Raw genomic sequence first — 11525 nt, forward strand, 5'->3', positions numbered from 1 at the left:
CTATAAATCAAAAAGCGCTGTATCTCTGAAATTTGATACAGAGATACAGCGCTTTTATTAATTGTAATGAATCACATGTAATCCATTCTTTTTTTTAAATTGCCTAGACGTGGTTAGGCCTCAATGGTACTAAACGATTTCTAACGTTTTTGCTTTGTTTACTAAATCTACTAGATTAGTAACATTTAGTTTTGTTAACAATCGCAGTTTGTACGTACTAATCGTTTTTTCATTTAGTTTAAGAATAGTCGCGATCTCGTGGTTTTTCTTTCCATCACTTAGATAACGCAAAACCTCCACTTCCCGGTTGGAAAGCTTACGATACAATCTTTCACTCTTGCTTTGTTTTGCAATTAAGGCTAAATTTTTCTTTACAGTCTCATTCATGATTATTTTTCCTTGGTGGACTTTAACAATCGACTGACCTAAGGTTTCTAGTTTTTCAGATTTGTGCACAAAGCCAGATACTCCGGCTTTAATGGCATTTGGCGCATAAATCTGTTCTGAAAGACCACTGAAGATAATGATTTTAGTTTTTGGAAAATTTTTCAAAAGTGCTTTCACTTCAAAAATACTGGAAAGACCTTCCAGTTCCAAGTCTAATATCAATACATCAATGTCTTTTGTTAAAAGTATATCCCGTACCATCAAAAAGTTACCAACATTGGCTACTATTGATATCTCGGCATTGTCTTTAAAGTAAGATTTTACTCCAAAATGCACAACGGGGTAATTGTCGGCTATACATACTTTAATCATGATTTTAGTTTTTTAGAATTATTTATTATTGGAAATGTAAAATTAATAAATAAATTCTGTAATTAATTGTAAATCAATATAAAATATCATTTCTTTAATCTTTTGGGATAAAACAAACTGGTATTGCGGTCATTTTATGTTGATTATTAGTGTTTAATCGTTTGTAGATTTCAAAAACAATTTTGTCTCTTCCGGTAAAATTTTCGATTGATTTTCCAGCGTGATCTTCTGCCATTGCCCACTCTAGCTCATTATAGCTGGCGCCTAATTGATCTTCATCGGTTCTTTCATCTCCAAATAATCCGTCGGTTGGCGGTGCTTTCAAAATAGAATCTGGAATTTTTAAATAGTTGCCTAAAAGATAGACTTCTGACTTCATTAAGTCGGCAATAGGGCTTAAATCAACACCTCCATCGCCATATTTAGTATAAAAACCAACGCCAAAATCCTCTACTTTATTTCCCGTTCCGGCAACTAATAAACAATGAATGCCTGCAAAATAATACAATGTGGTCATTCTTAAGCGAGCTCGGGTGTTAGCCAGGGATAGGTTTACTTTAGAAATATCTGAATGATTACCGGGCACTATTTTTTTGAAACTCTCAAAAACAGATGTCAAATCAGCTTCCACGCTAGTTACGTTAGGGAATCTTTTTTTTAATTGTTCGATATGTTCCCGGCCTCTTGTTACATGGCTTTGCGCTTGATGGATGGGCATTTCAATACATAAAACCTGCAGTCCGGTCTGGGCGCATAGTGTAGAGGTTACCGCTGAATCAACTCCCCCTGAAATCCCAATAACAAATCCGTTCACTTTAGCATTTTCAGCATATGTTTTTAACCAATTTACAATAAGAGTATTTATTTTTTCGACGGGTAGTGCCCTTTTTTTAGTCATAATAGTTTACGTTTTAAAAAGTAGGAATGTATATTTGCACACTAAATTAGTTGCAGATGGGTTTCCTTAAATTCTGTGGTAACAAATTTAATTAATAATTATGAAAATAGATCTGTTGTCCCTCGTCTTTTGCCTCTTTTTTTTGTCATGTGATAAGAAAAGTAAAGTAGAGAATACTATTGCTGCAATTCCTGTACAAGTAAAATTAGAACGATTTGATAAAATATTTTTTGAAACGCCACCAAAAGACTTAGAGAAAATAAAAAATGAGTTTCCTTTCTTTTTTCCTCCAGGAAATGACAACAGCGTTTGGCTGAATAAAATGCAGGATCCAATCTGGAGAGAATTATATACGGAAGTACAAAAAAAATATGCTGATATTGAACCGGTAAAAGAAGAATTAGAAGGTGTGCTTAAGCATATTAAATACTATTTTCCTGAAACAAAAATACCAAAAGTGATTACCGTAATTGCTGAGATGGACTATAATAATAAAGCCATTTATGCAGACAGTCTGGTTATTATCTCACTTGAATTGTATTTAGGGAAAGACCATAAATTTTATCAGTTTCCCAATTATTTAAAACAAAATTTTGAACAAAGACAGATTGCACCAGATGTAGTTTCGAGTTTTTCAACACGTAAAATTCCTCCTGTTTTAGATAAGGATTTGCTGAGTCAGATGATTTATTGTGGAAAACAATTGTATTTAAAAGACTTGCTTTTGCCAAAGTATACAGAAGCCGAAAAAATAGGGTATACGCCAGAGCAATTAGTATGGTGTCAAGAAAATGAAAGTTACATGTGGCGTTATTTTATTGAGAAAGAATTACTTTACAGTAATGATCAAAAGTTAATTCCACGATTTATAAATCCAGCACCATTTTCTAAGTTTTATCTGGAAATAGACAATGAATCTCCAGGCCGGGTTGGTGCCTGGATCGGTTGGCAAATAGTGCGATCCTATATGAATAATAAGGACGCAGGTATTGCAGATCTGTTAAAAAAAGATGCGAAAGAAATATTTAAACAATCAAAATACAAACCTAAAAAGTAATGGCAAATACACATACCTCAGAAATTAAGTTTCTAATTGAATTAGATGAAAATAAGGTTCCGGAAAAATTAATGTGGACCGCTAAAGATGGCGGAGTAGAGCTGGAGGAAGCCAAAGCAATAATGTTGTCTATTTGGGATAGCAAAGCAAAAGAAAGTATGCGCATTGATTTGTGGACGAAGGAAATGCCGGTAGATGAAATGAAAATTTTCTTTCACCAGACTTTAGTGGCAATGTCTGAAACTTTCAAGCGTGCTACTGATGATGAAAAAATGGCGGATACGATGAAAGATTTTTGCGATTATTTTGCTGAAAAATTGGAGCTCACAAAGTAAATTTTTGTATTGTTTTGCAAAAAAATCCCAAGACTAAAGTGTAGTTTTGGGATTTTATTGCAATGCTCTTAGATTGTTTTCTAAAACTGGCTGTTGTTTTTAAAAACTTCCTGATTTACTTCTTCAATGTAATTTAATACGTCCTCTTTTCCGGTAGATTCAGTCGCTGATGTGACAAAGTAATGCGGCATTTCGGCCCAGTTATTCGCAAACATTTTCTTTTTATAAGCGGCTACGTGAGAGTCTATTTTTACCTTGCTGATTTTGTCCGCTTTCGTGAAAACTATACAAAAAGGAATTTCGCTTTCACCCATATACGACATGAATTCAATGTCGATAGTTTGTGCTTCGTGACGAATATCAATCAAAACAAAAGCACAAACAAGTTGCTCTCTGGTCTCAAAATAATCAGTGATGAATTCTTGAAAAATAGATTTTGTTTTTTTAGAAACTTTAGCATATCCATAACCGGGTAGATCGACAAGAAACCAATTGTTGTTAATTAAAAAATGATTAATCAATTGGGTTTTTCCTGGTCTGCCGGATGTTTTAGCTAATTTTTTTTGGTTGGTCAGCATATTTATCAAAGAGGATTTTCCTACATTTGATCGACCTATAAAAGCATATTCCGGTAAAAAGTCTTTTGGACATTTTGCCACATCAGAGTTGCTAATAACAAATTCGGCGGTATTAATTTTCATTTTTGCTAGGTATAAAATTCTCCTTTTACGATTTGTGTACGGATAAATGAGTGTTTGTAAGCCACTCCTCAAGTAAGCGATTGAATTCCTCCGGATGTTCCATCATGGCCGCATGACCACAGTTATCGATCCAATATAAAGTAGAATTAGGTAATAATTTATTGAACTCTTCTGCTACATCTGGAGGGGTGACTTTGTCATTTTTCCCCCAAATAAGACAGGTTTGAACATGCATTTTAGGTAAATCTTTTGCCATATTATGGCGAATGGCACTTTTTGCAATAGTCAGTGTTTTGATCAATTTCATGCGGTCGTTAACAGACTCGTACACTTCGTCTATAAGTTCTTTAGTCGCAACTTTTGGATCATAAAATACATCTTCTGCTTTTTTCTTAATGTATTCATAGTCCCCCCTTTTTGGGTAGCTATCGCCCATGGCACTTTCGTAAAGACCTGAACTTCCGGTTATTACAAGACCGGCTACTTTTTCAGGATACATTTTAGTGTGGTACAATGCAATATGGCCACCAAGTGAATTTCCTAAAAGGATAACACGATCTAATCCTTTAAAAGTGATGAAATCCTTGACATATTTTGCAAAACTTTTCACGTTAGTTTTTAAAATATTTTGAGTATATATCGGTAAATCTGGAATAATTATTTTATATCCTCTTGTAGAAAAGTAGCTGGCAACGGTATCAAAGTTGCTAAGTCCCCCCATAAGTCCGTGTAAGATTACGATTGGAGTTCCTTCACCAGCTTCATAATAGCTGTATCTGCCTTCTTTTTTGTAGTGTTTTTCCATTTTTTGTAAATGCGGATTTTCAATTTTGACAAATATAGGATTTAATAAATAAAAATGGATTTTTAGAACAATTTTTAATTGTAAAATTATCCCACTTTAGATAAAATTTAGTTGTTTTTTTTTAGGATTTAGCAACAAATTTCTATGTAAATGCCTTTTATTTTTACATTAAAAAAATCAAATTTCATTGGTTTTGGCAGTCTTTTTTCTATAACGATCTCTTTCTTACAAATTAAGCAGAATGGGTTAATGGCCTGATTGTCCAAAAAGTAAGGGTTTTTGTTTGAAAGTGGTTAAACTTATTAACAAAGTGGGGTATAGTGGTAGATAGTGGTAATATTTTTTATATTTTTGCTCAACATCATTTAATATTTTTTCTTGGATACAATTATTGGAACATATGAATGTAAAGTTGATGCTAAAGGAAGGGTGCTGTTGCCGGCGCCTTTGAAAAAGCAATTGGCACCTTCACTTCAAAACGGATTTGTTTTGAAGCGTTCCGTTTTTCAGCCCTGTCTGGAGTTATATCCCATGGAGGAGTGGAATGTAATGATGCAAAAAATCAATAAACTCAATCGATTTGTAAAGAAAAACAATGACTTCATCCGCAGGTTTACTGCAGGCGTAAAAGTGGTTGAGATCGATGCATTAGGACGATTATTGGTACCTAAAGATTTAGTAGTTTTTGCCAGTATTACAAAAGAGGTAGTGTTTTCGTCAGCCGTAAACATTGTGGAAATTTGGAATAAAGAATGGTATGAAAAATCAATAAATGGGGAAGATGTTGATTTTGCAGATTTAGCAGAGGAAGTAATGGGAAATATAAATGACAACGACGATGGAATATCATAATCCGGTTTTGCTTCAGGCATCAGTAGATGGTTTAAATATTAAGCCAGATGGCATTTATGTTGATGTCACTTTTGGGGGTGGCGGTCATTCAAAAGAAATTTTGAAAAGGCTAGGGCCGGATGGAAAGTTGTTTGCTTTTGATCAGGACGAAGATGCATTAGCAAATGCTTTGCCGGACGAAAGATTTACGCTGATTAACGAGAATTTTCGTTTTGTAAAGCGGTTCTTGCGTTTTTACGGTGTGAAAAGTGTGGATGGTATCTTAGCAGATTTAGGTGTTTCATCGCATCAGTTTGATGTTCCGGAAAGAGGGTTTTCGACTCGTTTTGATGCCGATCTGGATATGCGAATGAGTCAAAAAAATGATTTGAATGCCTATAAAGTGGTCAATGAATATGATGAAGCAAATCTAAAAAGAGTGTTTTTGGATTATGGCGAATTGAAAAATGCTCCTGTTTTGGCAAGAACAATTGTAGAGGCAAGAGAGCTGCAGCCAATCAAAACAACAGATGAGTTGAAAGCCGTTTTGGCGCGATATTTACCGGAAAGAGTTCGAAATAAAATATTAGCCCAAATATATCAGGCCATTCGAATTGAGGTAAATCAGGAAATGGATGTTTTGAAAGAGTTTTTAGAGCAATCTCTGGAAATATTAAATCCAGCAGGGAGATTAAGTGTAATATCCTATCATTCCTTAGAAGATAGATTGGTAAAAAGATTTATCAAAAACGGAATGTTCGAAGGAGAGCCGGAAAGAGATTTTTTTGGTAACTTTTCTGTTCCTTTTAAAACCATTGGTAAACTAACAGTTCCGAATGCCGAAGAAATAAAAGCAAATAACAGAGCGCGAAGTGCAAAATTAAGAATTGCTGAAAAAATATAATCCCCACCCGGCCTCCCCAAAAGGGAGGAGCCAAACAGGAAAAATAAATATTAACTTTTAATATCTCGGCTCCCTCTCCTTTGGAGGGGGTCGGGGAGAGGACAAATGAAAAACGGAGTGTATAGCATATTGAAAGCGAAGTTTCTTATTGATGATGATGCTGTCAAAAACTGGCGGTTCATTGTTTTTATCCTTTTGTTAGCTATTGTTATGATTGCAAATACTCAGCGATTTGAGCAAAAAGTATTTAAAATTACGGAGCTCACCGGACGGGTTAAAGAGTTGCGTTCCGAATTTGTAGATCGGCGGTCTGAGTTAATGAAATTAAAAATGGAATCAACGGTTTCTGAAAAAATGATAGAAAAAGAAATCTTTCCTTCAACAGTTCCGCCAATTAAAATAAAAGTTAAAAAAGAGGAAGATAAAAGCTTCTTTAAAAAATTATGGCAGTAGAAGATAAATACATATCCTACAGAATTTATCTGGTCGCATTTGGAATTTTCCTGATGGCGATCGCGATAGCCGTAAAATTAACAAATATTCAATGGGTAGAGGGTGATTATTATAGAAAATTAGCCAAACAAAGAACCGTTAAAAATTTTATTATTCCGGCCAATAAGGGGAATATTTATTCTGCTGATGGAAGTCTTTTGGCTACATCAATTCCAAATTATGAAATACGCTTTGATGCACTTGCTTCAAAAACAGAATTATTTGAGAAGAATGTGAAACCATTATCAGACTCTTTGGCTCTATTGTTAGGGAAATCAGCAAATTATTTTGAAAATGAATTAAGAAAAGCCCGGGGCAATAAAAACAGATATTATTTAGTGGCCCGAGATTTAAGTTATACAGAATATGTTAGAATCAAAGGGTTTCCTTTATTTAATCTTGGTGCTTATAAAGGAGGAATTATTGTAGAACAGGAAACCATAAGAGAGCATCCTATTGGAAAAATTGCAGAACGTACTGTAGGGTATGAGCGAACATCAAACGGGCAATCGCTGGATGGAAAAGGAATTGAATGGGCTTTTAGGAATTATCTAAATGGTAAAGACGGTAAAATATTAAAACAGAAAATAGCCAAGGGACAGTGGAAGCCCATACGCGATGTTAATGAAGTAGACCCTCAGGATGGCTATGATGTGATATCAACAATTGATGTTTATATTCAGGATATCGCACATCATGCTTTGCTTAAACAGTTGGAATTGTATCAGGCAGATCATGGTTCTGTAGTGGTTATGGAAACTAAAACGGGTCATGTGAAAGCAATTTCTAATTTAGGAAGAGCAAAAGACGGAACGTACTACGAAACCACTAATTACGCAGTAGCGGAGTCTCATGAACCGGGTTCTACCTATAAATTAGCGGATTTGATGGCACTTCTGGAAGATAAAAAAGCGGATACCAGTTCTGTTTATGACAGCAAAGGAGGAGTCGTTGTATATTCAGGTAAAAAAGTGCGTGATTCCCACAAAGGCGGTTATGGAAAAATTTCTTTAGCAAGAGGTTTTGAACTTTCGTCTAATACCATCATGGTTCAGGCGGTGTATGAAGCGTACAAAAATAACCCGTCGCAATTTGTCAATCATCTTAATGATTTTGGATTAAACAAAACTTTAGGACTCTCCATCAAAGGGGAGGGCGTGCCTTATATCCCTCAGCCAGGCGATAAAAACTGGTCAAATATTTCGCTTCCTTGGATGGCTTTTGGATATGGAGTCCACATAACTCCCATGCAGACACTGGCATTTTATAATGCGGTTGCCAATGATGGGGAAATGGTAAAGCCTCAATTTGTTTCTGAAATAAAAGAATGGAACAGAACCATCAAAAAATATGAGAAAGAAGTTTTGAATCCAAGAATTTGTTCCCCACAAACTATTTCCAAATTAAGGGCAGTTCTGGCAAATGTTGTCAAAAAAGGAACGGCTTCTAAATTATATTCAAAAGATTTTTCGATGGCAGGAAAAACAGGAACAGCGGCGGTGAATTACGGAAAGGCTGGAGGAACTGGAAAATATTATGCGTCGTCTTTTGTGGGCTACTTCCCGGCAGACAAACCAATGTATTCTTGTATAGTTGTGGTGCATAAACCAAGTACAGCGCTAAATAATTATTACGGTGCGGATGTGGCTGGGCCCGTTTTTAAGAGAATCGCACAAAAAATATTTACCGATGCCCCTTCGACAAATGAAATTAAAAATTTAGATAGAAAGATACCAAAACAAGAAAATAATTATGATTCTTATTTTGTGAAATCTCAGAACAAACAACAGTTTATACCCAATGTAAAAGGAATGCCAGGAATGGATGCTGTTGCTTTATTAGGAAATTTGGGAGTCAAAGTAAAGGTCGTAGGAGTTGGAAAAGTGAAAAAACAGTCGCTTGAAGCAGGTCAAAATATTCTAAAAAACACAACGATACTATTGGAATTATCATGAGTATACTAAAAGACATATTATACAAAGTAGCCATTGAAGCCGTAATGGGTTCGACGGATATTGCTGTAAACAAAATAGATTTCGATTCTAGAAAAATTGAGTCTAACGATGTTTTTGTAGCAATTCGTGGGTCAATATCAGACGGTCATGATTTTATAGGAAAAGCAATCGCATTAGGAGCAGTTGCGGTGATTTGTGACACATTTCCGGAAATTATTGAAAAAGGAATTACGTACGTTCAGGTAAAAGATACGAATTCAGCCTTGGCATTTATGGCCTCTAATTATTTTGGGGATCCTTCTAAGAACCTGAAATTGGTTGGAATTACAGGAACAAACGGGAAAACCACAATTGCTTCTTTGTTGTATCAATTGTTTAAAAAGGCAGGGTTTAAAGTGGGATTGCTCTCAACAGTTAAAATTTTAGTTGATGATATTGAATATAAAGCCACACACACGACTCCGGATTCGATTACTATAAATTACTATTTGAATGAAATGGTCAAAAATGGAGTCGACTATTGTTTTATGGAAGTCAGTTCTCATGGTATTCACCAAAAAAGAACCGAAGCCTTGCATTTTGGAGGGGGTATTTTTACTAATTTGTCTCATGATCATTTGGATTATCATCCAACGTTTGCAGAATACAGAGATGTAAAAAAGGCCTTCTTTGATAATTTGCCTAAAACTGCCTTCGCATTATCGAATATTGATGATAAAAATGGGCAAGTAATGTTACAAAATACAACAGCCAAAAAATGTACGTATGCCTTAAAATCGTATGCGGATTATAAAGCGCAAATCCTGGAAAATCAATTGTCCGGTTTGTTGTTGAAAATAAACGGAAATGAAGTTTGGGTTAAGCTGATAGGAACATTTAATGCGTATAATTTAGTAGCTATTTATGGAGCGGCAGTCGAATTAGGAATGGAAAGTCTGGAAGTACTTCGTTTATTGTCGGATTTAGAAAGTGTTTCGGGACGTTTCCAATTTATTGTTTCTGCTTCAAATATTACCGCTATTGTAGATTATGCCCATACGCCGGATGCTTTAGAAAATGTACTAAAAACCATCAATGACATTCGCACCAAAAATGAACAGTTGATCACCGTTGTGGGGTGCGGTGGTAATAGAGACAAAAGCAAGCGCCCTATTATGGCCGGAATTGCCGCTGAATGGAGTGATACAGCAATTTTCACTTCGGATAATCCAAGAAATGAAAATCCGGAAGTGATTATCACCGAAATGGAACACGGTGTAGCCGCTCAAAACTATAAAAAAGTGCTGTCAATAACCGATAGAAAGCAAGCCATAAAAACCGCATGTCAATTGGCACAGCCCAACGATATTATTTTAATTGCTGGAAAAGGGCATGAGACGTATCAGGAAATAAATGGAATTCGCCTTGATTTTGATGACATGGAAATAGTTAAAAAAACACTAGGCCAACTGGGAAAATAAAAGTTTAACCGGAGTAACTGTTTATTTGTTTATGGGAATATCCAAATAACCGATTAACCAAATAACCAAAAAAAGATAAACCAAATAAACAAAGAGATATGCTATACTATTTATTTGAATATTTAGACAAAACACTTGACGTTCCGGGAACCGGTGTTTTTCAGTACATCACTTTTAGATCTGCATTAGCATTGATGCTTTCGTTGTTGTTATCAACAATTTACGGAAAAATTATAATTCGCTTTTTGCAAAGACAGCAAGTGGGTGAAACCGTGCGAGAGCTTGGTTTAGCTGGTCAGAACGAAAAAGCGGGGACGCCGACCATGGGTGGATTAATCATTATTTTTGCTACGCTGGTACCGGTATTATTATTTGCAAAATTGCATAATATCTACATTGTGTTATTGATTGTTACCACGCTTTGGATGGGGACTATTGGTTTTATAGATGATTATATTAAAATTTTCAAAAGAGACAAACAAGGATTAAAAGGAATATTTAAGGTTGTTGGTCAAGTGGGTTTAGGTCTCATTGTGGGAATCGTCTTGTATTTTCATGCCGGGGTTACAGTGAGAACGGATATTGGTAAAGCCAATGTTTTCAAGGCTTCTACTGAAAATGTAGTTTTTCAAGCGCCGCTCGAAGAAAAATCAACTGCAACAACGATTCCTTTTTTTAAAAATAATGAATTCGATTATGCGGAACTATTAGCATGGACTGGGGAAGGATATGAAAAATGGGCTTGGTTGATTTTTATTCCGGTTGTTATTTTTATTATCACCGCTGTTTCTAATGGAGCTAATTTGACTGATGGAATAGATGGTTTGGCAGCAGGAACATCCGCGATTTCAGTATTGGCACTGGGAATATTTACGTTTGTTTCGGGAAACATTATTTTCTCTAATTATCTGAACATCATGTATATCCCTAATTCAGGGGAAATGACAGTCTTTATTGCGGCTTTTGTTGGATCGTTAATCGGGTTTCTTTGGTACAATTCGTATCCGGCATCTGTTTTTATGGGTGATACAGGAAGTTTAACAATAGGCGGAATTATTGCAGTTCTGGCAATTGCAGTCCGCAAAGAAATGCTGATTCCTTTATTGTGCGGAATTTTTCTTGTCGAAAATTTATCTGTGATTCTTCAGGTCAGTTATTTCAAGTATACCAAGAAACGCTTTGGCGAAGGCCGAAGAATATTTTTAATGTCGCCTTTGCATCACCATTATCAGAAAAAGGGCTATCACGAAAGTAAAATTGTGACCCGGTTTTGGATTGTTGCCATCATGCTGGCCATTTTGTCAATCGTTACTTTAAAATTAAGATAA

The 11525-nt window shown here is 35.4% G+C and carries 12 protein-coding genes; 8 read left to right on the forward strand and 4 right to left on the reverse strand.

All coding sequences use genetic code 11. The features are described from left to right. Positions 1-129 precede the first annotated feature (129 nt). Positions 130-759: a response regulator transcription factor gene (locus EKM05_RS08700; protein ID WP_126461693.1), complete on the reverse strand. Its 630-nt coding sequence runs from the start codon at positions 757-759 to the stop codon at positions 130-132. Between the two features lie 94 nt (positions 760-853). Beyond that, positions 854-1657 (reverse strand): NAD(+) synthase, encoded by an 804-nt coding sequence (gene nadE, locus EKM05_RS08705; protein WP_126461696.1) that lies wholly within the window; start codon positions 1655-1657, stop codon positions 854-856. Between the two features lie 100 nt (positions 1658-1757). On the opposite strand from nadE, the gene gldB reads away from it, so the two are divergent. Further along, the gene (gene gldB, locus EKM05_RS08710) at positions 1758-2714 is read left to right on the forward strand and encodes a gliding motility lipoprotein GldB (RefSeq protein WP_126554649.1); all 957 of its coding nucleotides are present in this window, start codon (positions 1758-1760) and stop codon (positions 2712-2714) included. Further along, positions 2714-3049, forward strand: coding sequence for a gliding motility protein GldC (gldC, locus tag EKM05_RS08715; RefSeq protein WP_126554651.1), 336 nt, complete (start codon positions 2714-2716; stop codon positions 3047-3049). Before gldB ends, gldC begins: the two co-directional genes overlap by 1 nt. A gap of 80 nt (positions 3050-3129) precedes the next feature. Here the strand turns inward: gldC and yihA are convergent, their stop codons facing one another. Continuing rightward, entirely contained in the window at positions 3130-3750 is a 621-nt protein-coding gene (gene yihA / locus EKM05_RS08720) for a ribosome biogenesis GTP-binding protein YihA/YsxC (RefSeq protein WP_126554653.1), read from the reverse strand. Positions 3751-3775: 25 nt separating this feature from the next. Then, positions 3776-4555, reverse strand: coding sequence for an alpha/beta fold hydrolase (locus EKM05_RS08725; RefSeq protein ID WP_126461705.1), 780 nt, complete (start codon positions 4553-4555; stop codon positions 3776-3778). A 378-nt stretch (positions 4556-4933) separates the two neighbouring features. Between EKM05_RS08725 and mraZ the strand changes: the two genes are divergently transcribed. From mraZ to mraY, 6 genes are all read left to right on the forward strand, one after another. After that, positions 4934-5407 (forward strand): division/cell wall cluster transcriptional repressor MraZ, encoded by a 474-nt coding sequence (gene mraZ, locus EKM05_RS08730; RefSeq protein WP_126554655.1) that lies wholly within the window; start codon positions 4934-4936, stop codon positions 5405-5407. After that, complete coding sequence (rsmH, locus tag EKM05_RS08735; protein WP_197037212.1) at positions 5382-6290, forward strand: 16S rRNA (cytosine(1402)-N(4))-methyltransferase RsmH; 909 nt, start codon at positions 5382-5384, stop codon at positions 6288-6290. Before mraZ ends, rsmH begins: the two co-directional genes overlap by 26 nt. A 105-nt stretch (positions 6291-6395) precedes the next feature. Next, a complete protein-coding gene (locus EKM05_RS08740; RefSeq protein WP_126452681.1) occupies positions 6396-6743 on the forward strand; it encodes an FtsL-like putative cell division protein in 348 nt (115 codons plus the stop codon). Then, a complete protein-coding gene (locus EKM05_RS08745) occupies positions 6734-8737 on the forward strand; it encodes a penicillin-binding protein 2 (RefSeq protein WP_126461714.1) in 2004 nt (667 codons plus the stop codon). Before EKM05_RS08740 ends, EKM05_RS08745 begins: the two co-directional genes overlap by 10 nt. Continuing rightward, entirely contained in the window at positions 8734-10197 is a 1464-nt protein-coding gene (locus EKM05_RS08750) for a UDP-N-acetylmuramoyl-L-alanyl-D-glutamate--2,6-diaminopimelate ligase (RefSeq protein ID WP_126554659.1), read from the forward strand. Before EKM05_RS08745 ends, EKM05_RS08750 begins: the two co-directional genes overlap by 4 nt. A 98-nt stretch (positions 10198-10295) precedes the next feature. After that, positions 10296-11525 carry a phospho-N-acetylmuramoyl-pentapeptide-transferase gene (mraY, locus tag EKM05_RS08755; RefSeq protein WP_126554661.1) on the forward strand — a complete coding sequence of 410 codons (1230 nt, stop codon included), beginning with the start codon at positions 10296-10298 and terminating at the stop codon, positions 11523-11525.

The sequence above is a fragment of the Flavobacterium sp. GSP27 genome, from assembly GCF_003970395.1.
Taxonomy (GTDB): domain Bacteria; phylum Bacteroidota; class Bacteroidia; order Flavobacteriales; family Flavobacteriaceae; genus Flavobacterium.